25 protein-coding genes, 2 pseudogenes and 1 riboswitch are annotated in these 22,318 nt (G+C 45.3%); of the genes and pseudogenes, 5 read left to right on the top strand and 22 right to left on the bottom strand.

Annotated features, from left to right (window positions below; all coding sequences use genetic code 11):
* Positions 1-13: 13 nt before the first annotated feature.
* The 3 genes from MHH25_RS03200 to MHH25_RS03190 all read right to left on the bottom strand — a co-directional run bounded on the left by MHH25_RS03200 (position 14) and on the right by MHH25_RS03190 (position 2,118).
* Positions 14-910, bottom strand: a complete 897-nt coding sequence (locus tag MHH25_RS03200; RefSeq protein WP_211084178.1) for an ABC transporter ATP-binding protein — start codon at positions 908-910, stop codon at positions 14-16.
* A gap of 15 nt (positions 911-925) precedes the next feature.
* Positions 926-1,315, bottom strand: coding sequence for a GntR family transcriptional regulator (locus tag MHH25_RS03195; protein WP_036613231.1), 390 nt, complete (start codon positions 1,313-1,315; stop codon positions 926-928).
* An 89-nt stretch (positions 1,316-1,404) separates the two neighbouring features.
* On the bottom strand, positions 1,405-2,118 hold the full coding sequence (locus MHH25_RS03190; RefSeq protein WP_282319517.1) for a hypothetical protein: 714 nt from the start codon (positions 2,116-2,118) through the stop codon (positions 1,405-1,407).
* Positions 2,119-2,318: 200 nt separating this feature from the next.
* Between MHH25_RS03190 and MHH25_RS03185 the strand changes: the two genes are divergently transcribed.
* The gene (locus MHH25_RS03185) at positions 2,319-2,648 is read left to right on the top strand and encodes a hypothetical protein (protein ID WP_340019145.1); all 330 of its coding nucleotides are present in this window, start codon (positions 2,319-2,321) and stop codon (positions 2,646-2,648) included.
* Positions 2,649-2,758: 110 nt separating this feature from the next.
* Here the strand turns inward: MHH25_RS03185 and MHH25_RS03180 are convergent, their stop codons facing one another.
* The 9 genes from MHH25_RS03180 to MHH25_RS03140 all read right to left on the bottom strand — a co-directional run bounded on the left by MHH25_RS03180 (position 2,759) and on the right by MHH25_RS03140 (position 10,374).
* Entirely contained in the window at positions 2,759-3,130 is a 372-nt protein-coding gene (locus MHH25_RS03180; RefSeq protein ID WP_036613171.1) for a hypothetical protein, read from the bottom strand.
* Positions 3,131-3,272: 142 nt separating this feature from the next.
* A complete protein-coding gene (locus MHH25_RS03175) occupies positions 3,273-3,737 on the bottom strand; it encodes a DUF420 domain-containing protein (protein ID WP_340019144.1) in 465 nt (154 codons plus the stop codon).
* Positions 3,738-3,771: 34 nt separating this feature from the next.
* On the bottom strand, positions 3,772-4,695 hold the full coding sequence (gene ctaG / locus MHH25_RS03170) for a cytochrome c oxidase assembly factor CtaG (RefSeq protein ID WP_076254695.1): 924 nt from the start codon (positions 4,693-4,695) through the stop codon (positions 3,772-3,774).
* A gap of 108 nt (positions 4,696-4,803) precedes the next feature.
* Complete coding sequence (locus MHH25_RS03165; RefSeq protein ID WP_036613178.1) at positions 4,804-5,124, bottom strand: cytochrome C oxidase subunit IV family protein; 321 nt, start codon at positions 5,122-5,124, stop codon at positions 4,804-4,806.
* Positions 5,125-5,127: 3 nt separating this feature from the next.
* On the bottom strand, positions 5,128-5,754 hold the full coding sequence (locus MHH25_RS03160) for a cytochrome c oxidase subunit 3 (RefSeq protein WP_047840264.1): 627 nt from the start codon (positions 5,752-5,754) through the stop codon (positions 5,128-5,130).
* Positions 5,751-7,640: a cytochrome c oxidase subunit I gene (ctaD, locus tag MHH25_RS03155; RefSeq protein WP_036613181.1), complete on the bottom strand. Its 1,890-nt coding sequence runs from the start codon at positions 7,638-7,640 to the stop codon at positions 5,751-5,753. Before ctaD ends, MHH25_RS03160 begins: the two co-directional genes overlap by 4 nt.
* A 32-nt stretch (positions 7,641-7,672) precedes the next feature.
* A complete protein-coding gene (gene coxB / locus MHH25_RS03150; protein WP_036613183.1) occupies positions 7,673-8,725 on the bottom strand; it encodes a cytochrome c oxidase subunit II in 1,053 nt (350 codons plus the stop codon).
* Between the two features lie 565 nt (positions 8,726-9,290).
* Entirely contained in the window at positions 9,291-10,052 is a 762-nt protein-coding gene (gene map / locus MHH25_RS03145) for a type I methionyl aminopeptidase (protein WP_340019142.1), read from the bottom strand.
* A gap of 133 nt (positions 10,053-10,185) precedes the next feature.
* Positions 10,186-10,374, bottom strand: coding sequence for a hypothetical protein (locus MHH25_RS03140; RefSeq protein WP_017690840.1), 189 nt, complete (start codon positions 10,372-10,374; stop codon positions 10,186-10,188).
* Positions 10,375-10,773: 399 nt separating this feature from the next.
* On the opposite strand from MHH25_RS03140, the gene MHH25_RS03135 reads away from it, so the two are divergent.
* Positions 10,774-11,055, top strand: coding sequence for a transposase (locus tag MHH25_RS03135; protein ID WP_340019140.1), 282 nt, complete (start codon positions 10,774-10,776; stop codon positions 11,053-11,055).
* A gap of 133 nt (positions 11,056-11,188) precedes the next feature.
* On the opposite strand, the pseudogene MHH25_RS03130 reads toward MHH25_RS03135, so the two are convergent.
* The 5 genes and pseudogenes from MHH25_RS03130 to MHH25_RS03110 form a co-directional block, all read right to left on the bottom strand.
* A pseudogene (locus MHH25_RS03130) lies at positions 11,189-12,696 on the bottom strand (IS1182 family transposase); the annotation flags it as partial.
* Between the two features lie 535 nt (positions 12,697-13,231).
* Entirely contained in the window at positions 13,232-13,540 is a 309-nt protein-coding gene (locus tag MHH25_RS03125) for a hypothetical protein (RefSeq protein WP_340019139.1), read from the bottom strand.
* A gap of 12 nt (positions 13,541-13,552) precedes the next feature.
* Positions 13,553-13,783: a hypothetical protein gene (locus MHH25_RS03120; RefSeq protein WP_340019137.1), complete on the bottom strand. Its 231-nt coding sequence runs from the start codon at positions 13,781-13,783 to the stop codon at positions 13,553-13,555.
* 66 nt (positions 13,784-13,849) lie between these two features.
* Complete coding sequence (locus MHH25_RS03115) at positions 13,850-13,993, bottom strand: hypothetical protein (RefSeq protein ID WP_340019135.1); 144 nt, start codon at positions 13,991-13,993, stop codon at positions 13,850-13,852.
* Positions 13,994-14,423: 430 nt separating this feature from the next.
* Positions 14,424-14,603, bottom strand: coding sequence for a hypothetical protein (locus MHH25_RS03110; RefSeq protein ID WP_340019133.1), 180 nt, complete (start codon positions 14,601-14,603; stop codon positions 14,424-14,426).
* Between the two features lie 449 nt (positions 14,604-15,052).
* Here MHH25_RS03110 and MHH25_RS03105 point away from each other — a divergent pair.
* Positions 15,053-15,184: pseudogene (locus tag MHH25_RS03105) on the top strand (helix-turn-helix domain-containing protein); the annotation flags it as partial.
* Between the two features lie 198 nt (positions 15,185-15,382).
* Here MHH25_RS03105 and MHH25_RS03100 read toward each other — a convergent pair.
* Positions 15,383-16,438: a hypothetical protein gene (locus tag MHH25_RS03100; RefSeq protein ID WP_315939141.1), complete on the bottom strand. Its 1,056-nt coding sequence runs from the start codon at positions 16,436-16,438 to the stop codon at positions 15,383-15,385.
* Between the two features lie 227 nt (positions 16,439-16,665).
* Between MHH25_RS03100 and MHH25_RS03095 the strand changes: the two genes are divergently transcribed.
* On the top strand, positions 16,666-17,004 hold the full coding sequence (locus MHH25_RS03095; protein ID WP_047840268.1) for a membrane protein: 339 nt from the start codon (positions 16,666-16,668) through the stop codon (positions 17,002-17,004).
* Between the two features lie 96 nt (positions 17,005-17,100).
* Here the strand turns inward: MHH25_RS03095 and MHH25_RS03090 are convergent, their stop codons facing one another.
* The 3 genes from MHH25_RS03090 to MHH25_RS03080 all read right to left on the bottom strand — a co-directional run bounded on the left by MHH25_RS03090 (position 17,101) and on the right by MHH25_RS03080 (position 20,591).
* Entirely contained in the window at positions 17,101-18,192 is a 1,092-nt protein-coding gene (locus MHH25_RS03090) for a DUF418 domain-containing protein (RefSeq protein ID WP_340019132.1), read from the bottom strand.
* 448 nt (positions 18,193-18,640) lie between these two features.
* Positions 18,641-20,002, bottom strand: coding sequence for a nucleobase:cation symporter-2 family protein (locus MHH25_RS03085; RefSeq protein WP_340019130.1), 1,362 nt, complete (start codon positions 20,000-20,002; stop codon positions 18,641-18,643).
* A 1-nt stretch (position 20,003) separates the two neighbouring features.
* Positions 20,004-20,591, bottom strand: a complete 588-nt coding sequence (locus MHH25_RS03080) for a xanthine phosphoribosyltransferase (protein ID WP_036613196.1) — start codon at positions 20,589-20,591, stop codon at positions 20,004-20,006.
* Positions 20,592-20,891: 300 nt separating this feature from the next.
* Positions 20,892-20,991: riboswitch (purine riboswitch) on the bottom strand.
* Between the two features lie 242 nt (positions 20,992-21,233).
* Here MHH25_RS03080 and mscL point away from each other — a divergent pair.
* On the top strand, positions 21,234-21,728 hold the full coding sequence (mscL, locus tag MHH25_RS03075; RefSeq protein ID WP_340019128.1) for a large conductance mechanosensitive channel protein MscL: 495 nt from the start codon (positions 21,234-21,236) through the stop codon (positions 21,726-21,728).
* 239 nt (positions 21,729-21,967) lie between these two features.
* Here mscL and MHH25_RS03070 read toward each other — a convergent pair whose 3' ends face one another.
* A complete protein-coding gene (locus MHH25_RS03070) occupies positions 21,968-22,270 on the bottom strand; it encodes a hypothetical protein (protein ID WP_017690846.1) in 303 nt (100 codons plus the stop codon).
* Positions 22,271-22,318: the final 48 nt, after the last annotated feature.

Raw genomic sequence — 22,318 nt, 5'->3', positions numbered from 1 at the left:
CGTCTCCCTTCGGTTATTTCCACTGTACGGGTGCATACCCGGCAATCCAGAATGCCAGCACTTCATCCAATTCCAAGTTACGGATTTTCAATACTCGGTTATTCGACAGCTCCAGCCTTTCCTGCGCCTCGCTGACCCGGGTTGTAATTACGCGAACCAGACCTCCCTCTTCTATAGAAGATTCCACAACACCGGGGATACTCTCTGGTCTTAAGTCTCCTTCATACCAGACTTCCTTCCACTGATCGAGCACCATATCTTTCTCGGCCATCCCCAGCGACTGACCACGGTGCATCAATACGATGTAATCCGCAAGCCTTTTGACTTCGTCTGCAATATGTGTGGCAATCAGAATCGTGGTGTCTCCCCCCGCCATGAAGGTACGGAACTGCTCAACCATCACTTTCCAGGCAAAGGGGTCCAATCCTGATGAAGGCTCATCCAAAAGCAATAGTCTTGGGCGAGCTGCAATTGCAGCTGCAATCTCAAATTTTCGCCTTTCTCCCTTGGACATCTTGTTCAGCTTCACATCAACAGGTACTTCCATATCCTGAATCAGTTGGTCGAACAACTTCATATCCCAACGAGGGTACCAGTACGCCCGGAAATGGGCCGCTTCTTGTGCTGTTATCCGGTTCTCTTCTGAACCAGCGTTATCTGCCACAAAACCAATCTGTTGTCTCAGTTCAATGGGAAGTGGCCCATCATGTTCCTGACCAAACCATATAATCTGCCCAGCATCCGGCAGCACCACTTGCTGTAACATGTTAAGAAGGGTGCTTTTGCCTGAACCATTGTGACCGAGAATAGCGACTATATACCCTTCCGGGATGGTCAGATCAATTGGGCCAATAACTCTGCGTTTTCGCATTTTGGATACGCCGTTCAACTGGATTGCTATGGGTTCCACGTATGAATCACTCCCTTACTTCACGTAAATAGCCTTCAGGACTTCCCGGAATAGGCTCTCCATCTCTTCTTCCGTACAGCCTACCGATTTCCCGGACTGCACCGCTGCTTGCATCGCTTCCTGTGCGGCCTTTAATCTATAATTTTCTCTGTCACCGGCTTCTACCTGGGCCACAAATGTACCTGTCCCCTGCTTCGTACGAAGCAAGCCTTCATTCTCCAGATCCTGATAGACCCGTCTAACCGTAATAACACTGCAATTCAGTGCTCCGGCGAACTCACGAATGGACGGCAAATGTGTTCCCTCCCCCAACTGACCCGTAATAATTAACGATCTTAACTGATTTTCAATTTGGTGGTATAAAGGTTCAGCGCTATTTTCATTAATTTGAATGGGTATTTTCACATCTTGCACCTCGCCCTCCGGTACACTCCAGTCTGTTACCTGACCGTGCCGGTTTCATCCTGTATTCGTACATAAGCTCAATTCTCATTTTAATTCAAATCCCGATGAACCAGCTTCTTCAGCGTAAAACGACTAGACAGCCATAATCCCGCTACGCCAGCCACCAGAGAAATCCACATGATCGGGGAAAGCAGCCCCCATGATTTACTTCCATCCATTACAATCCGCAATCCGTAACTGCCTGATATTCGAATCAGTATGGATATGACAATGGCGAATGGTATAAAAAGCATACTAAGAAGCAAGTATTTCTTGCCACTGTTCAGAAACTCTCCGTAAATATAGAACCCTGTCACCAAAAGGCCATAACCTGTACAGGTAAGGCTAAAGGCCAGATACTGATCCCATCGGAATCCTTCGGCATGAAGGTTAACCACGTATAACGATCCGTAGAAAAAGATTCCATTGTACGTAAACGCCATCAGAGACTGCTGTAGCCTGGACCACATCACCACTTGTTCAGGAATGGGAATTCTACGATAGTAGGCCAGCATCTGCGTATAAGAATCTTCCTGTATGTAACGGAAGGAGCGCCTGCAGAACATAAACCCTTGAAATGGCAACATGATTAAAAAGAAGGAATCCACTACTGGATTAATAATATCTGTCTGTTGTTGTCCTAAAAACATCACACCGCTCATACCGCCAGTGTATATCATGAATAATGCAGACCATAGCCATTGGAGCCTATCCTTACTCATCTGGCTGCGGGTCAACCACCACGCCTGCTTCCATTCGTTCATATGCATGCCTGCCTTTCACCTGTCATTCACTCATGTTGCTTACTGTGATTACTGTATATATCAATATACACAGTATACAGACCTATTTCTCATCCCGTCAACCCCTAATTTTCCTGAATCAGGAAGACGGGATGGGACACAGTACGAATTTACGTTAAAATAAATTATAGTAACGAATCCTAGAAAGGAAGGTTACAGCTATGGATTGGCTGGTAGAGATCGGATTTGTCCTCCTTTTCCTTATCGTCGTAATCTGGTTGGTCCTCCGGGATGAGCCTCATCGTCATTCTGCCAAAAAAGGCAGACACCGCATCCGCCGTAACAACGGTTATACCGACTCTGCTTCGGGATATCCGGTCATTATGGGAGATGACTCCTACGATCGACATGCTAGACACGCACCGGATCACAAACATCATGATTCGGATTCTTCAGGAGGCACACATTCTCATCACAACAGCGATAGTGGTAGCAGCAATGACAGCGGTGGAGATAGTGGCGGCGGAGACAGTGGGGGTGGCGGGGATTAAACATCATTCCCCAATCACAAAAGAAGGGCTGCACCCGTTATTGTGTAAACACAATTCGGGTACAGCCCTTTGCCGCTCTCTAGCACCTGTTAGAAGAAGAGGACTTACGATTAAACGAGGTTATAACCACTAGGCAGACTGCGATCCCTGCGGATTGCGCGAATCTGAGCCAGCGTTAACCGTTGATTGGTGGAGATCAGGGATTCCACATCATTGCCACGGATCAGATCATCCAAATCTCTCAAGTTGGTGTTGCCTCGGAAGACTCGGAATCCACCTTGGAAGTTAGGACGTGTAAACACAACCAGTGTTGCATTGGAACTTGTTGAGAAAAAGCGCAGGCTCTCCACCCCATCCAAAATATTGTCAAGGTTACGAAGACCCGTGTTGCCACGATAGATGCGGCTTCTCCCTCTGTAGTTCTCTTCTGAATACACGGTAAGACGTGGATACGTCTGACTGACGTTGACTGTTTTTTTCATTTTGTTTCCCCCTCTCGAACTCATTCTATGAATGAATGAGAGAGGAAGCGTGGACGAATGATCTGCTAGATTCGTCCATTTTCATATTTTCAGAAGAGAGTAGTGAAGCACGTCCGAGTAACCGGAGGTTATATCTCTACTTCTATACGCCGAGGATAACTTCCCACACCGGACGTGTATGACCACCAGGATATAAGAGATATAGAAGAACATACACGATAACACCTGTTAGCGCTGACCCGAACCAGATCATGGACGTGAACTTACCCCAGCGGCGATGTTTTCCGAACTTCTTTTTGAACCCCAGCACCAGTGTGGAGATGCCAAATATCGCTGCCACGGTAGCCAGGATAATATGAAAGATCAGAAATATCCGATAAAAGATCTCCAGATCCGGGTCCCCGCCCCAAGCTGTATTGCCCACGAACACTGTACGAGACATATAGATCACAAAGAAGATTAGAGCTGCAATCGCACCTGCTACCATGGCGGACTGATGAGCCTCACGTTTACCCCGAATAATCAGTACCCATCCAATCCCCACCAGTACTGCACTAATCACAATGAAAGAAGTACTGATCGTTGATAGCCAAAAATACATATCCATCGTGTGTTCCCCCTCTTGTCAGAACATTACTTCATTATTTGGCAGCCGGATTAAGCGGCCCCCCTGCGCCTCCTGCAGGATAAGAATCATCATCATCTTCCTGCTTCTCTTTCCGATACCATTGGAAAAAGACATAGGCTAACATCGAGGCGAAGATTCCTTCCTGAATAAACTTCATTACAATGCCACCGACCTGCTGATCTTCCTTCGCGGAAGACAGGAAGTTGAAGAACGCAGGCCCACCGAATGAGCGAAGTAACGCCGTAGAATCTCCAGACACACAATACCGCATGGCTTCAGCCCATACTGCCGGGTTGCTGTACGTCTGATACAACGGCTCGGACGCAAAAATAATCAATCCACACGCAGGCGTAAGCAGTACCATATTCAGAAAAATAAAACCGATCTTGGATAACCCCGATGCTTGTCTGCCTTCTGGCAACGGATTCAGCAATGTCCACCACATGAGCATCGAGGTGATGAACAATGCAATATAATACAACCGGTGAACGGTAAAATTCAGCATGACGTAATCATGTACAATCGGTAGGTGATACAGCGAGAACAGCCCGTTAAAGAGCACTGCCGCAACGATCGGATGAGCCAGGAACGATAGCTGGCGTGTAGGCAACCAGCGCACGATTCTGCGCCATACCCAGATCGGCAAACCTTTCATCATCAGCGGCGGAGCTACCAGATAGGAGAACGCCATACTTACCATGTGGAAGCTAAACATCACGTGACCAAGCAGATTAAAGGGTCCAGCTTGAGCCAGATACAGGACAAACAGCCCTGTAATAAACATGATTTTCTGTGCAGCAGTCGCAGGTTCGGCATCCTTTATTTGCTCACTTAACGGTCCCACAAGTACCAGATAAGCCGCAGCAATGATCAGAAATAAAGCCAATATAAGCGGACTCCATAAATCGTTGAAGCTAAAATATTGCAACCCGAGCATACGGGAAACCTCCCCGTGACCTGATTTGGTTGTTGCCTTCATTACTTTGTGAAGATTCATTCGCCAAAAAGGGGAAAAGACGGCGGCATTGCGCCGCCGCCATCTCTTTTACCACCAGACCCAATAGAGTGCCATAATGATGCACGTAAAGGCTACGAAAAAGCCAAAGGCCATGAACAGAATCGGCATCAAGTGCCCTTTGTCCTTCAAGTGCATCCAATAACCCAATTGAACGAATACTTGAAGAATAGCCATGACGAGCAAAATAATAATGATAAAGGTTGTGTTGACCCCTCCGGCAGAAGCAGCCGCAAACGCAATCAGCGTAAGAATAATGGAGAAGATAAACACCACGACGTGTTTCTGTGGCCCTTCCGTCCGGTGACGGTGTTTCACAGGCTGTTGATCTGTCTTATCCTGTGCCGACATGTGCTACCCCACCTTTCCGAGCAGGTACACGACCGTAAAGATGAACACCCATACCACGTCAATAAAGTGCCAGTACATTGCGGAGACGTATACTTTAGGTGCGGTTACGACCGTCAATCCTTTTTTGAACAGCTGACCGATAATGATTCCGATCCACACAATACCAAAAGCAACGTGGGCTCCGTGGAACCCGACCAGTGTATAGAATGCTGAACTGAATGCACTCGTGGTCATGCCAAACTCTTTATGTTTCACATACTCGTAGAACTCGTAAATTTCCAGTGCGAGAAATCCCATACCCAGTACTACCGTGATGCCAAGCCACAACGCCAGTGCATCTCGCTTGCCCTTATGCATGGCCTGAATCGCAAATACACTCGTCAAACTACTGACCAGGAGAATGAACGTTGCAGCGGCCACAAGTGGCAGGTGGAACAGTTCATTCGCCGTAGGTCCATCATTGGTTTGGCCACGAAGAGCCAGGAAGGTAGCAAAGAGTGTACCGAACAGTACCGTTTCGCCGCCAAGGAACAACCAGAAGGCGATAAGCTTGTTACGGCCTTCCAGCGTTGCTTTCTCCGGTTCATGCGGCAATTTGTCGTTCACCGGTTCGGCATGTGAGGTTGTCATGTTCTAGCCCCCTTCTCATCCTGATCCTCCGGTTCAATATGCCAGCCATGATCATCATAAAGTGAACGAAGTGCCATTGCACCGAATGTGATTACGAGACCAATAATAACTACAATATAATTGTTGAAAATGACATTCATAAATGCATTACCAAATTCATCATTGCTGAACATCAAGCCAAGTCCGGCGATAAAGATACCTACTGACATTACAAACGGCAACGGCGTTGCTGAAGGCATATGAATCGAACCTACAGGTTCTGCCGGTGTCATCTCCGTATGTCCTGCCATTTTTTCCTTCCAATATGCATCAATTCCGCGTACCAGCGGCGTCTGCTTGAAATTATATTCCGGCGGCGGAGATGGAATAGACCATTCCAGTGTACGGCCGTCTTCCCACGGATCGTTTGGCGCGCCAGCCGGTTTTTTCATTGTGATCACGATGTTCACGAGGAACATGATAACCCCAACACCCATTAGAAACGCACCGACGGAGCTGACCAGATTGAGCAGGTCAAAGTCCTGATTCGGCAAGTATGTAACGATCCGGCGCTGCATCCCCATCAGACCGAGGAAATGCTGTACAAAGAACGTTAATTGGAAACCGATCATAAATGTCCAGAACGTCCATTTGCCCAGTGTTTCGCTGAGAATACGTCCGAACATCTTCGGCCACCAGTAATGCAGTCCCGAGAACAATCCAAGTACGAGTCCCCCTACAATAACGTAGTGGAAGTGGGCTACAACAAAGTACGTATCATGGAACTGGAAGTCTGCCGGAGCAGATGCCAGCATAACGCCTGTAACACCACCCATAACGAAGGTTGGGACGAATCCAACAGCAAACAGGTTTGCCGCGGTAAAGCGGATCTGTCCACCCCACATCGTAAAGAGCCAGTTAAAGATTTTGATCCCGGTAGGTACGGCAATCAACATCGTGGAGATGGAGAAAAGCGCGTTGGCTACATTACCCAGACCTGTTGTAAACATGTGATGCGCCCATACCATGAAGCCCAGAAAGGCAATCAGGATGGTGGCAAATACCATGGAGCTGTATCCGAACAACCGTTTACGCGAGAAGGTCGGAATAACCTCCGAGATAATACCAAATGCCGGCAAAATCAGAATGTATACTTCCGGGTGCCCGAAGATCCAGAAGATGTGCTGCCAGAGTACCGGGTTACCGCCACCTGCTACATCGAAGAAATTCGCTCCCAGTATACGGTCAAACGTCAAAAGTACAAGCCCTACCGTGATGGCAGGAAAAGCAAAAAGGATAATGGCAGATGTAATAAATGTCGTCCATGTAAACATCGGCATCCGCATGTAGGACATGCCTGGAGCACGCATTGTAATAATCGTTGCGAGAAAGTTAATGCCCCCGATGAGCGTTCCCAGACCCGCGATCTGAAGGCCAATGGTGTAGAAATCCACACCATGCGTTCCACTGTACTCACTGCCCGAAAGCGGAGTATATGAGGTCCAGCCCGCATCCGGTGCTCCGCCCATAACCCAGCTCAGGTTCAGCAACAATCCACCAAAGAGGAATGTCCAGAAACCCAGCGCGTTAAGAAACGGGAAAGCAACGTCCCGTGCCCCGATCTGCAAAGGCACGACAGCATTCATAATGGCAAAAATAAGTGGCATGACACCAAGGAAAATCATCGTTGTTCCATGCATTGTAATCAATTCGTTGAAGACCTGTGCCGATACAAAATCATTCATAGGCTTCATCAGTTGAATCCGAATCAAAATGGCTTCAATGCCGCCGATTCCAAAGAAAAATCCACCCGCAACCAAATAGAGAATGGCGATTTTTTTGTGATCGACGGTGGTGATCCAATCCATCAAGCCCCTGTACCTCTTGACGCTATGCGCATGAGCCAAGGTTGTGTACCCCCTTCTTCGTCCTTGCTGTTCTATTCATAGTCCAATTTGTAGTTGGCCAGATATTCGGCAATTCCGTCGATTTCTTCATCCGTCAACCCAAGATCTTTGGGATTCGGCATGGTATTGCCCGGCTTCACGGATTGTGGATCATGGAGCCATTCTTTCATGTTATCCAGTACCGGATTACCTTCTTCCTGTCCCTCGCGAGAATTCAGCAAAATGCCTGCGACAGATTCCTTGCCGCCGATTCCCGTCAGGTTAGGTGCAACCGGTCCACCTTGATCACCAACAGCGTGGCAAGAAAGGCAGTTTGTTTTGAACTTTTCGGCCAATTGAGTGTCTTCAGGAAGGACTGCAGGTGCTTTCATCTGGTTCACCCATCTGTCAAAGGATTCCTGACTCACTGCTTTTACCTTAAACTCCATAAAAGCATGCGATCTGCCACATAATTCGGCACATTTACCACGGTAAACGCCTTCATTCGGTGCAGAGAAACTGAACTTGTTAAGTGTTCCATCCGGGTTTGTGTCCATTTTGCCCGCAAGTGACGGCACCCAGAAGGAGTGAAGCACGTCAGCGGTTTTTAATTCGAATGCAATTTTTGTTCCGGTCGGGATGATGAGATCTTGAGCGGTGGTTACGTCATATTGAGGATAAGTGAATTCCCACCAGTACTGATGCGAGGTGACTTGGACCTTAAGTGCATTTTTGTCATTGGACAGATCTTCGCCTTGGGCAAAAATCGTTTGGACCGTCGGTACTGCCAGAACAATAACCAGCAATAACGGAATGGCTGTCCAGATTACTTCCAGCTTGAAATTACCTTCAACCTGTTCGGGCATCTCAGTCTGCCCGGCTCGTCTACGAAACCGGATCAGAACATAGGCCGCTATGGCAAATACAATGATGAGCACCACGATCATAATCGCGATGGATAACTTCATCAGATCATATTGGCCTTGCGCTACAGGACCCTGAGGTTTCATTACCGACAAGTCTTCCCGCCCGCATGCGGATAGCAGCAAAGAGAACACCGCCAGCAAGGGGAGAATTCGCTTTGCAACCTGCCACTGTTTCATCATTGATCTACCCCACTTTTTTACGTTTTCGTAGATTACCGTTGTCGTTCGGTAGAAAGGCAACAAAAGGTACGTTTCAGCACGATACGCATAATCCTCTTCATCATACAGAACGCTTAGAAAAATAACGCTTCCAGTACTCCCGTGATTTCCTGCTCAGGGCATGTCTGCGCATTCTTCCAATTCATTCTATATGCTTCAATCACTTATTAAATATAAGTTGAGGGTATGATTTTGTCAATCTTTGGACACATGTTCACAAATTGTTCACTTTATGTAAAAAACCGCTCTACAACTTGATTTGCAAACGATTTCAGTTAAAAGTATTACACTCTACATTTGAAAATTTTTGCCAAATTTCGGTGATAAAACTCGATTTATTGGTGATTTTTCTCACATTGAAAACATGTGCTATTATGCAAAAGAAAGATCAGAATATATGGAAAACCTCTTCCATATCTATTCAGAAGACATGCCTACCGCTCCATACCGCTATCTTTAAGCTCAAAACAGCATGGAGCATTTGGGAGAAAGTTCAACTCAAGTCCTCTTATTCACTGACTTCATCTCACGTGCCATCGGTCAGAATCAAGGGGCCATTCCCAGTAATCGCAACCGTATGCTCATACTGGACCCCCCAGCTGCCATCTACCGTCCTTACCGTCCATCCATCTTCATCCCAGACAACGGCCCCAGAACTGCCTTTTGTAAAGATTGGTTCAATCGTAATAACCATGCCCTCGGTGAGCATCGTGCCCGTTCTACGTTTGCCATAAGGCAGAACATTTGGGGGTTCATGAATATATTGACCAATCCCATGACCGATGAGAGGCTTCACAATCCCGTACCGATACAGTCTGGCTGTTCGTTCAATGGCACTTCCAATATCTCCGAGTGTATTCCCTGGAACTGCCTGGGCAATCGCCCGCTCAAGTGCCTTCTCCGTGCGCCTCATCAGCTTGCGAATGGATCCGCTTGTTTCACCAATTCCATATGTCCAGGCCGAGTCAGCAAGCCAGCCGTCTTTGTTCACCACCATATCGATGGTCACTACATCCCCGCTCGCCAACTCCTCTTCCCCAGGAAATCCGTGGCAGACCACTTCATTAACAGAGGCACACGTCGCGTAAGGATATCCTTTATACCCTTTTTGCTCCGGTGTGGCTCCTCGTGCTGCCAGAAACTCTTCCACCCGCTCATTAATCGCTGCTGTCGTGATACCAGGGACCATCCACTGCTCAATATGCTGGTGACAGCTCCACACAATTCTTCCTGCTTCCCGCATGTAGCCAATCTCTTCTTTGGTTTTCAAAATAGGGTCCACATGCATTCATCCTTCCCGCTGTAGGTGTACTACCATATATATGCAGCAGGAACGCAAAAAAAACCGCCTTCCGGAGCTTAACGCCCGAGAGACGGTTCTATTCATTATCGGAACAGTATAATCAGAGTTGTGTGTTGTTTCAGGACACGGAAGAATCCATCTTGACAAGCTCATGCTCAACCACAGAAGTCAATTCTTCCTCATATCCACCCGTAATCCGGTATTTTCTCACGTACTCCTTCACGAATTTTTTTGGATCCTTAGGACGGAAAATCCGAGTCATTTCCCTCAAACTTTCTTTGACCTCATTGTGACCTTTCGTTGCCATTGTAATTCCCTCCCAAAACGTTGAAAGTGAATGCTCCGTTTAGAGAATGCCGAATAAGTCTTAAATGCCATCCATGAAGTTGTGTGCGCGGCTTAAAGCAAGCTTTAGGTCGGGAACCTCGCTAGAAAGCAAGTACCTGACACTATAAATACCCGATATGATTCGGAATGAATCATAATCTTATTGTAGCATATTCGGAAGTATCTTACGACTTGACGATTTCCTCTAATGAATATAACGGTTTTCATGCCCAAAAAGTTTAATTCCGAATCATATGTTAAGATTGCCACCATTCTATACGGAATTAATATATCCAGCATAACACCGAACTATTCGGGGGATATTATCACGGACAACCCATACAGTTAAATTACTGGTATCCAAAGGAGGCGTCGTCTCATGGACCGCAAAGAACAAGATATGCTGCCCCTTTCGCATGAAAAGGTGGAAGTAGACGGAGTTTACATCAACGAAGCCGGACGTGAGGAACATCTGCACCGGGGGCAACATTTCCCGGCTGATCCCGTTCTTGGCAAGTCGGAATGGAAACTGACGGAATATGCATATGATAATCACCACGAAGGAAGAACCGATGAGCGGTTGGTTCCCAAAGAAAACGACACCGATAAAATGGGCAAGATCACAAACCCTCGCAGACAGATTGAGGGCGGTCATCGTTAACAAAAAAAGACCTGTCTCATAAGCCCTGAAAAGCGTATCGGCAAAAAGAAATAACACTCATAGGTTCAAAAAAGGACAAAGCAGGATAAACCTCTGCTTTGTCCTTTTTGCGTTTTTCCGTCATTGCGGCTTTTTTAATTAGATTGTGGGTAAGGCAAAACCACCCGATCTCCAGGCTTACTTTTTGCAAGCCGCGAAGCAGGAATCTTCGGAATCCCCGGTTGTTTTTGAATTGTCCAAACACACTCTCTGGCTCCGTCATGCGCGAAAGGGTGTATCCTTCCTCGCTGCGCAGTCGTTCTCGCATCTCGTTTTTTTGCCGCATATAGGTCAGACTGATCACGATCTCCCGATTGCCTTTGGCTTTGGTGCATGTTGCTTTCAGAGGACATGTACTACAATCTTCACTTCGATAATGGCGGGTACGAATCGTGTAACCACTTTCCGTGACCGTCTCGCTTTCGTACCGAAAGCGTAACGTCTTCCCAGCCGCACAAGTCCATGTATCTTCGGTTTCGTTGTAGCTCCAGTTGTCCACCTTGCCAATCGCTTGCTTCCACGCCCTGGTTTTCTCCTTGTGGTACATCCCATATTTGACGATTGCATGGATGTTTTGCTCTTCGAAAAAGCTGTAACTCTCTTCACTTCCATATCCTGCATCCGCAATGACGGTCTTCGGTCTTTTGCCGAGCGTTTCTTCGAAATGATCGAGATGGGGCTTCAGACATTTCGTGTCTGTGGGTCGCTGGTGCACCGTGTAACCCAAAACAAACTGGTTTTCCGTTCCAATCTGCACATTGTACCCAGGCTTCAATTGACCATTTCGCATATGATTTTCTTTCATTTGCATGAACGTTGCGTCTGGATCGGTTTTGCTATAGCTATTCCGCTCCCCTGCGGTTTGAATCTGGTGCTCATACTTTTGCAGCCGCGGTAGCAAGTCTTTGCGTAACTGGCGTACGGCTTTCTTTACGATTTTGTTTTTCGGTTTTTCTTGTAAAGATTCCTCCAGTTGCTCAACGGCTTTTTCCAGCTTTTCTGCCGTGAGTGCAGAAGCTTCCCCGAGCTTAGGGAGGGCTGTACCCGCATAGAGCGCACCTTCTTCACTTTCGGCCGCTTCGATGGTTTGGAACAGGGTATGTACTTTTTCTTGCAGCTTGGCCTGGTACTTGACGACAGCCTTTTTCCAGACAAAGGTGTACCGATTCGCATTCGCCTCAAGCTTGGTTAAGTCCAGAAAGTAGTGATCCATGGACACGTATTGCTCCTGAACCAGCAGTTCCAGCACATGGGTAAACACCGTTTCCAGTACCTCTTTCATCCGCTCGGAACGGAAGCGATTGATGGTCCGAAAATCCGGTTGTTGCCGCCCAGCGAGCCACATGAACATGATATTTTCGCGAACAGCCTTGGCGATTTGCCGGGATGAATAGATGCGTTGGGTGTAGGCATAGATGATGATTTTGGTGAGCATTTTGGGATGATAGCTATGGCGGCCCCCGCCAGGATACGCCGAGTTGAAAACGGAATCGCTCAGGCGATTGATTGCGTCATTTACAACACGAACGAGGTGGTTTTCGGGATATCTGTCTCCAAATCCATTGGCAAGAAAAGTTGATCCATGGTATATTGAATGTACAAAGAAACCGTCTCCTTTCAAATGGTGGGTTGCACTTCCATTTTACTAAGGAACGGTTTCTTTTTGTTTTACAATTTAGAAAACAGAGCTGTCCCTACCCATTTTTATGACTTATGGGACAGCCTCTTTTCCATCATTGCCGCTTTTTCGAGTAGATTGTAGGCAAGGAAAAGCCACCTAACCTCAATACCCGTTTTTTCCCAATTCGTGAAACAGAAATCTTGAAAACCCGATTGTTCTTGATTTGCCCGAATACACTCTCCGGCTTGATCATGCGGTAAACTGAAAGGGTTTATCCTTGCTCGCTGTGCAGTCTTGTCCCCCATGTCTTTTTTGCCGCATATAAGTCAGACTGACAGCGATCTCCAGATTGACTTTGGCTCTGGTACATGTTGCTTTCAGGGGAAATCGGCTACAATCTCACTTCGATAATGGCGTGTACGAATCATGTATCTACTCTTTGAATGTTTTGCTCTTCTAAATGCTGTAGTTTCTTCACTTCCATATCCTGCATCGACAATGATCTTCTCTGGTCGCCTACCGATGGTTTCTTCTAGATGCTCCAGATTCGGCCTCAGACATATTTGTTATCAGTAGGCCGCCGATGTACACTGTTGCCCAAAACGGATATATTTTTCGATTTTGCTTTGTGCTTCGGTAACCGTTCGGATATGATAAGGATAGAATCCTTCCGTCGCCAAACTCTGGCAGCATGTCATGATAAGCATGGGACGTATACTGTAATCCCTGATCGCTATTAATAATCAGTCCGGTTACGTCTTTTTGCTTTGCAAAGGCTTTGGTGAATGTACCAAGTACGAGTTCATTGTCGTTGCGTTCGCTCATTTCGTAACGTTATTAAACAGATCCTTTAATGGCTGAAAGATATCCCCCGCGCTCGCCCACGTGATACTGGGTAATGTCCGTTACCCATTTCTGATTCGGTTTTTCCGCACTGAAGTCTCGCTTCAAGCGGTTCTCTGCAACACACTGAGCAGGTGCATACGAGCTGCTGGAGCGTCGTTTACGGCGAATTTGAGATTGAATACCGAGCATTTGCATCAGGCGGAGCACCTTTTTGTGGTTCATCCATATCCCTTAATCTTGCCAAAGGAACAATTGGAGCTGTCGATAACCATATTTGCCTTCATATCGTTAATACGTTTGAAGCACCTGTTTCTTCGCCTTTGCATCGCGATAGATTCGTTTACGTTTTACATAGGCATAAAACCCACTCCGGGACACGCCAAACACATGGCAGAGTTTCTGGAGCTCACCGTATACCGCTACCTTTTCCATGATCTGAAATCTCTATTGTTTGCTTCCTCCTTCCAGGCTACCGAGCACTTTTTTAGCAACTAATTCTCCCGTTTCAGATTTTGCACATAGCGATCTTGATCCATGTATTCTTTTCGGCGGCCTCGCTGATCCATCCGTCCGAACTCGCCCTGTTCCCGGTATTTTCGCAATCAACTCTTCATTCGTCCCAGGTCATTAATCCCCAAATGTTCATTAATCTTTCGGTAAGTCCACCCCTCAACAGTATGTAGACGAATGGCCTCTTTTTATATCTTCTCCGAATACGTTTATCGCCATAAAAAATGCACCCACTAGAATTTCATCGGTTAAACCCAGTGGTTTTTCCAATGTCTATTCTAAGAGGTGCACTTCAACTGACACCGGGCTTTGTTTAATGCTTTGCTCTTCGGTTTTTCGTTCAGCTTTTCCTTCAGTTGTTGGACGATTTGCTCCAGCTCTCAGCAGTGAGAGCTGATATTTGACCAAGTTCAGGCAAGTCGATTCCTGTGTAGTTTGCCCCTTCCTCATTTTCGGCATCTTCACTGGCCTGAAAGAGAGTTTGTACTTTTTCTTGCAGCTTGGCTTGTATTTTACGACGGCCTTTTTCCAAACGAAGGTGTACCGATTCGCATTCGTTTCAAGCCTAGTTCCGTATAGAAAATAGGACTCCAAGGACACATACTGTTCCTGAATAAGTAGCTCCAAAACATGGGTAAACGCAGTTTCCAGCTCTCATTCGATCTGAACAGAAGCTGTTGATCGTACGGAAATCCGTCTGTTGCCGCCAAGTTCGGGTGAAAGCAAACGATTAGAATTCTACGGTAATGATTAAGCCACGAATCCATCTATACCGTGATTGATTCGATAATGAATTCAGTTCGTTCCGAATTTGACTAATGCGAGACAGATGAATATGACTGTTCAAAGACATTAATTATTATAATGACGGATTGTAATATGAAGTGCGACACCTACTGGAAATAAATAAAAAAGGGCCCATGGCCGGATTCGTGTAGAATGAAGTCACCACAACACCATTCACACAAGGAGAATCCAACCATGAGCTACAGACATCTTAGCATAATCGAACGTAGCAAGCTAGAAGTCCTCCACAGACAAGGTAGAAGCTCAAGAGCCATTGCGAAAGAACTGGGTAGGCATCCATCGACGATTTGTCGTGAGTTAGATCGGGTGACTTCATCACATCCTTATCAGGCAGAACAAGCTCAGAATGCTTTACCGATCTCTCGAGGGTTTATGATGATGATCTCGCCCATTCACTGGATCTAATAAATCACAGACCACGAAAATGCTTAGGTTGGAGACCGCTCACGAATCTTTCGCAGAAGAACTGTCGCACTTGGTTTGACAATCCGTCTAATGTATTAGTTAAGATAATATCTTAATTAATAATTCAGAAGTCTTTTTTTCTTTTTTATAAACATCACTTAATAAAATTTTAATTTTGTCAATATAATTTAAATTAATATCATTTTTTTTCTTCTTTTCAAGGTAAATATAAATCAAGTTTCTAAACAATTCCCAATCTCTCAAAATTTCTTTATATAATAAAGTTAATTTTGCAGTTTTATCATTATTTAATTTCCCTAATTCATCTAGAAGTGAAATGGTTAATAAGTTTCGTTTTTGTAAATCAATTGGCATTTTTGAAACAGCCTGAAGGATAGGATAGTCTTCGATAAATGGAACAATATTATGAATTGAGTCAGCATATTCAAGAATTGTTATTATTCCATATGTATCGTAATAAATATCATCGTGTTCTACTATTTGATTTGTTAAATAATGCTGAAGGTTATTTATAATTCTACTCTCAACATTACTAGTTATAACAGATAAATCCTCTACTACGCTTTTTACTTTACAACATAATAGCTCTATCGAGCCTTCAGAGTGATCGAATGCCTCTAATGTTACTTTATTAAAATCTTCATATGATAAAATATAATGATCTGTGTATCCCAATCTAACACAGTCTTCTAATAAAAATAAACTTTTGTCGTTGTCATCATACCCATAAATTAACGTTCGATGGTATAGATGAGTCTTAAGATACTCAACTCCACCAGGAAAGTAATAACGATCCACTTCCATATAAATATAATATCCTTTATTTATTAACTCTTTGATAGTTTTTAGTGGATCTTCTTTCACATAAAATGTTTCAAAAGCAAGTAAATCGTCCAGTTTATTTTTGTCTAAATTAAAATGAGTTTGTAAAGTTAACCAACCATTTTTTTTATATTCGGTATAATGTTCCTCTAATGCCATATTTGATATTAATGACCTTTTGGCATAGTGTGCACTTGATATTGCGGGAAGATAACCCAACATTCTATTAGCTGACATAAGGATACTTAACATATTGTTTGTCCCACAATTAATCCAAATCGTATTAAAAGGCTCCATTCTTAATTTAACCACATAACCTCCCCCGTTTCTGAATATTTCAATAAACCAACTATTACCTCAAAAGTATATTTAAAGTACATATTAAAAAGTATATATTTTTGCAGAAAAATTTACAATATGATATTTTTTGATTTTATTTATACATTTTTCAATTCGGAACTGCGACTTTGATGAAACCAGTTCAGTTCTGTCCACCTCTCTCATAGCCTAGTTAAAAAGGTCAAAGGAGGCTGGACCGGATGTCCCCAATGAAATCGTCTAGCGGTCTGGATGAAAATATTGCCGGTATGCTTTGTTATCTGTTTACCTTTGTAGGTGGGATTGTCTTTCTCGCTGTGGAGAAGCGGAGCCGGTTCGTGTTATTTCATGCGTTGCAATCTGTAACGGTCTTTGGCATCATTATGGTCGGGCATGTATTATCGGCTTTCCTTCCGTTGTTCGGACCACTGGTGGCATCGCTGTTATCCCTGCTTGGTGTAGTGGTCTGGCTTATTATGGTCGTTACCAGCTTACAGGGGAAATGGCTAAAACTGCCGTGGGTTGGCGATTTTGCAGAAAAACAGCTGCGTCATCTGTAACTTCAGGCAGAAGGTAGACGTGTTCCAAAAAGAAAAGACGATCCATTTCCGTTCAACCGGATGTGGATCGTCTTTGATTATAACGAGGAAAAAGAGTCAACCTCTCACCCTTGTGTCATGAACACGTGGCTTAGAATGCTTTTTACGGATCGGAATGAAACTTAGATAAGTACCACATCTCCATACCCATTCCAGCGGCCCATACTGTAACCAGCGCATCCACAGATTACTCGCGATGACTTGTACAATAACCATGCCAATGCACACAAGGGTAGACACCGTATACGATACAGCAGCATCTGCAAATATGAGTTGGTATACCACCAACAAAATGATGGTCTGTGCAATATAATTGGTCAGGGCCATTCGTCCGAATGCATGCAGGGGACTTAACATTTTGGCAAAGGTCATGTTCTGGTTCAATCTCAGTAATGTACTTAGATAAAAGATGGATACCACCGGACCAATTGCCACACCGATATGTTCTAATTGAAAAGCAGCATCCATATTGGCTTGCTCAGCAACAGGCAGGCTCGCACCAATCACTTCGTATAGAAACGGACTCATCGCATCCGGAGGAGCAACCCACCACATGATACCAATCCCCACCGTAGAAGCGATGAATGAAATGAACCAGATTCTGCCAAGATACGGGAGTCCTTTCTGGATCTTCTCCATCAGTTGATATTGGCCTGCTGACAATCCCAGTATAATTAAAAAAGGAATCGTTAGCATTTTGACACCTATCGCGGCGGCCGCACTGAATCCCACCACACCGAGCACCAAATTCACAGTTCGAGGTGCCCAATATAACGGAATGACAACCAACCCTATGATGGCATAAAGAAATAAAGCTTCTCCAGACTGATACTGTTGATGAATATATCCCAGCGCTAATAAAATAAGCATCCTGCGGATATAGAGAAACAGCTTGGTTTGACCTTTGGCAGCTGACCGGCTTAGAAAAAGATAAAATCCAAGGCCAAATAAAAAACAGAAGATATCGTAAAAACGTGCCTCCACCAAAAAATATAATGCTCGTTGGATCCAAAAATCTACACGAGTATCCGGCTTCAACATAACCCACAATGCCAATACATTTACGAATGGTAGGCCTATCAAGGAAAACCCTCGAAACAAATCCAGAAACTTCATTCGATCTTGTTTTAATACAGGTTGATAATTCATCGTTCCTCCCAGTGAAATTATTGTTATGTAATCAAAAAGCGATTGGATCGCTTATCTCTTTGGTGTATATCCCCATGCATGATAACAGTCTATCCTTCATACAACATGGCTTGCCATCGAATTAGGTGAATAACTTCTTACATCCGGCATAAGGTCTTGTTCCTGTATTGTTCCTGTACAGCAGCACATTGGACGCCATGCTGATGATAAAAAAAAACACCGAAAACACGACTCTGTTGAGCCTGTATCTTCGGTGTTTCAAATATAAAGAGGGCTTGTTCATGGGATTGAATATTCATATTCATAGCATAAATGATGTATGTCATAAACCATTCATGCTGTATATCACCATGATTAACCTGATTCATTATTTATCTTGTGAATCGTCTATTTATAACAGTTAACATAACAATACTGCTGGATAATAATCCTAGCCTAATTCGGCTATTTAAGCTGACTTGCCCGTCTCTCCAAGGATGGCATCTGCCTGTTGTTCAGCCATATTGGCAGCCGTTTCCTTGGTACCAAGACCATTAAACAGCAGGTTCATGAAGATCGCCGTGAAGCTGCCTGCAATGATACCATTACCGAGCATAATCTGAGCCCAGGCCGGTGCACCTGCGAACAACTCAGGCACAACGGTAACACCCAGGCCCATACCTACAGAACAAGCGATGACAAACAGATTCTCATGTCGGTTCAGATCAACCTGACTGCCGATAATCCGAATGCCTGATGATACCACCATGCCAAACAAGGCCACCATGGCTCCGCCAAGTACTGCCCCTGGAACGAGCTGTGCGAGGGCTGCAATTTTTGGTACAAATCCAATGAGCACCAGGATTCCACCAGCCACCACAATGACATCACGTGTCTTCACACGTGTCATCTGTACCAGCCCTACATTTTGCGAATACGTTGTATACGGGAACGAATTGAAAATACCACCTAATACAATAGCCAGACCTTCCGCACGATAACCGCGCGCCAGATCCTTGGACGACAGGTCCTTGTCCAGAATTTTGCCCAGAGCCATAAATACACCTGTGGACTCGGCCACGCTGACAATCGCCACCAGAATCATCGTCAGGATCGGTACAATCTCAAATGTCGGTGTACCGAAGTAAAACGGCTGAACAACGTGGAACCAACTTGCATCGCGAATAGGAGCAAAATTAACCTCGCCCATAAACCCTGCCGCAATCGTACCTACGAGCAGACCAATCAATACTGAGATGGAACGGATAAAACCGGTTGTAAAACGAGTCATTAGAATGATAAAGAGCAGCACGCCAAAACCGAGCATGAGATTAACTCCGCTGCCAAAATCTTCTGATCCCTGACCGCCGCCCAGATCGTGGAAAGCAACGGGAATCAAGGTTAAACCGATGATCGTAACCACCGAACCCGTAACCACGGGTGGAAAGAGCCGAATAAGCTTCCCAAAGATTCCGGAGAAGATCAATACGAACAGCCCTGAGGCAATAATTGCTCCGTAAATGGCAGATACCCCACTGTTCATCCCGATTAGAATCATCGGGGACACGGCCTGGAATGCACAACCGAGCATGACAGGCAGCCCTACGCCGAAATATTTATTTCCCCATACCTGAAGCAGTGTAGCCACACCACATGCGAGCAAGTCAATGGCAATGAGATAGGTTAGTTGTTCCTGTGTAAAACCCAATGCGTTACTAACGATCAATGGGACAACGACGGCTCCTGCATACATAGCAAGCACGTGCTGTAGTCCGAGGGAGAACGTTTTGATTGGATGCCGATGCCGTTGAAAAATACGTTCGCGTGCCATATTAGTTCGTGCCCTCCTCGTCCGCAAATGTAACCTGTCCATCCGACAGTGCCCCGATGCGAACCAATGATTCCACACGGTATCCTGCTTCTTTCAGCAAGCGACCTCCCGGCTGGAATGCTTTTTCAATAACAATACCGATACCCACCACTTCGGCTCCAACCTGCTCCACAATGCGAGCCAGACCAAATGCTGCTTCGCCATTCGCCAGAAAATCATCAATGATCAGTACGCGATCACCAGGCTTCATGAACTTCTTGGCAACGGTAATTTCATTGGTCTCTTGCTTCGTGAAGGAGTAGACCTTCTCCACCAGAATGTCTTCCGTCAGTGTGAGCGACTTCTGCTTCCGTGCAAAGATCAGCGGCACGTTCAGCTCCAACGCAGTCATGATGCCCGGTGCGATCCCTGACGACTCAATTGTCAGCACACGTGTGATATTCTCACCTTCAAAGCGGCGAATGAATTCTTTACCTACTTCCTTCATCAAAACCGGGTCCATCTGGTGGTTCAGGAATGAATCCACTTTGAGTACTTGCTCGGACAGGACAATACCTTCCTGTCTCACCTTGTCTTTTAACAATTGCATTGTAATTCTTCCCCCTGAATGCCCTCCGCACAGAAGCTCACATGCTCTTCCAATCGCATGGTAAAAAAGCAAAAAGCCCGCCTTTTCACACGCTGCGGAATAACCGGAGACGGGAAAGACGGACTTGTACGTATATGGACAAGCCGTATGGATGCTGCAAGTGTACTGGTTGGACAGAATGACAGGAGTTCAATCCTGCTGTGAGAAACCTCAAACAGTGTAATCAGAAACAGATAAAAGCCACTTGAACCTGCTCTTCAGTCAAACTGTCTGAGAATGATCTCATGCCAACCCTACAAAACATTGCAACATCTTTCCCGTAGTCCGATCATTCCGGTGATCAGGTAGAGACATGCAGGCCTATTCCTGCACATATACGAGTAACGGCATATTTAATTTTTTGGCTCCATGATTCGTTACAATGTATGATCGCGAACCTGAATGTAAAAGGTTAAACATAACTGACAATGTTAGAAGTATACCGAATCGACGCCGTGAAATAAAGAAGTATTTTCATGGAAGTTGCGGAAACTTGTCTTAATTTGCAAACAGGGGGTGATTGGAATCTATTTTTTATGTACAATATGAGAACGGAAGCGCGGCCTATATTTTGAATTGAATGATCAAAGGAGATATGCAAACATGAAAGGCGTACTTAACGAATTCAAGGAATTTGCCGTCCGCGGCAACGTCATCGATCTGGCGGTCGGTGTCATTATTGGGGCTGCTTTTGGTAAAATCGTCACATCCCTTGTGAATGATATCATCATGCCCCCGGTTGGAAAACTGCTTGGAGGGGTTGATTTCAGCCAGAAGATTTTCAATCTGGATTGGGATATGAAAACCGCCAGCGGGCAGGAAATCAAGACATTAGCACAAGCCAACGAAGCTGGCGCAACCGTAATTGCTTACGGGCAGTTCATCAACGTAATGATTGATTTTATTATCGTTGCTTTTTGTATTTTCATGCTTGTTAAAGGTATCAACTATATCAAAAGCAAAGAACACAAAAAGCCCGAGCCGCAAAAAACGACCAAGGCTTGCAAGTATTGTCTATCGGAGATTCCAGCCGCGGCCACCCGCTGCTCGCACTGTACTTCAGAATTGGAAGCAGAAGGCAGCGGCGCACCGGCGTAACCACAATGAGCTTATAAAGACGCACCGAGTTGAATTACGGATAAATCCTGATGCGGGGGGACAACCTCTTACTTGCTAGGGTTTATGTATGAAAAGCTAGCCATATGGCTTCATTAACAATGGTTGCGTAGCTTAAAGGTTTGAAGGTTCCACCGTAAAGGTGGGGCCTTTTTTTGTGCCTAACATACATGTATTACATATGCTCCCCCATGAATTTCATTCGCGGCCATGCTCATGAATTAGAAGCGGCGTGGCAACAAATGCTCCAGGATCGACTTCAGATCCTTATCTTCCTTGTAAACTTCTTCCCCAGTATCAAGCTCTGTCACGCGAATATATTCAAAGTTTGCCGAAGCATCCACTGGCTTGAATAACAACTGGGCCTCATCTTCCAAACGTACATTAAATCCCATATCCTTAAACATGCTGCTTAACTGACTGTTAGCCGGTTCCTGACCTTGCCCTACAAATATAAGTCCTCTAAGACTTTTACGTTCCTGAGGTTGCGGATAAATCACCTGAAAGTGTACAATGCATTCCATACGATCGTTCCCCTTTCGTTTAAAACATACTTTGTGAAATTTTGAACT

The sequence above is a fragment of the Paenibacillus sp. FSL H3-0457 genome, from assembly GCF_037981725.1.
GTDB classification, from domain to species: Bacteria; Bacillota; Bacilli; order Paenibacillales; family Paenibacillaceae; genus Paenibacillus; species Paenibacillus amylolyticus.
Note: the sequence above shows the minus strand (reverse complement) of the source record. Positions and strands in the feature narration are given on the sequence as shown.